This window comes from Neisseria sp. P0021.S006 (assembly GCF_051956895.1).
In genome coordinates this window covers 1-618 of the sequence record NZ_JBQCWZ010000853.1, presented here as the reverse complement: position 1 = coordinate 618, position 618 = coordinate 1, and the positions used below count along the sequence as shown (strand labels likewise).

Annotated in this window: 1 protein-coding gene; it reads left to right on the top strand. The window is 46.0% G+C overall.

What is annotated here, in order from left to right; genetic code table 11:
• Positions 1-161: 161 nt before the first annotated feature.
• A partial coding sequence (locus ACTHUM_RS17500; RefSeq protein WP_440403627.1) for a JAB domain-containing protein occupies positions 162-618 on the top strand: 457 nt, incomplete at its 3' end.

The window sequence follows — 618 nt, the reverse complement described above, 5'->3', positions numbered from 1 at the left end:
GGGTAATTATTATCTATATGTCTTAAATAATTATTCAAAATAGAATAAAATACGCAAATTACATTTATTTACTAAAACCATAATGGATTACGTTTTATATCGGGCGAGGCGGTTTTACTCGGAATTAAAACTAAATCCGCTATATAAATAAAAGGGAAAACATGAGTATCAAAGAATGGCCCGAAGGGGAGCGGCCGCGCGAGAAGCTCTTGGCGCACGGTGCGGCTGCGTTGAGTGATGCGGAGTTGCTGGCGATTTTGCTGCGTGTCGGAACGCGAGGTATAAGCGCGGTTGATTTGGCGCGTTATTTGTTGAGTGAGTTTGGCAGCTTGGGGACGCTGATGAGTGCGGATGCCAAAACACTCGCTGCTTATAAGGGCATGGGCTTGGCGAGCTATACTCAGTTTGCAGTGGTCAAAGAAATCGGGCGGCGGATTTTGGGTGAAGATTTGCAGGAGCAGATTGTTCTGTCAAACCCGAAATCGGTTGCGGATTATCTGCGCCTGCATCTTGGACATGAAAAAATTGAGGTCAGCGTTGCTTTGCTGCTTAACCGTCAAAATCAATTGATTGCGGTACGGGAATTGTCGCGCGGTACGGTGGCGGAAAATACGGTTT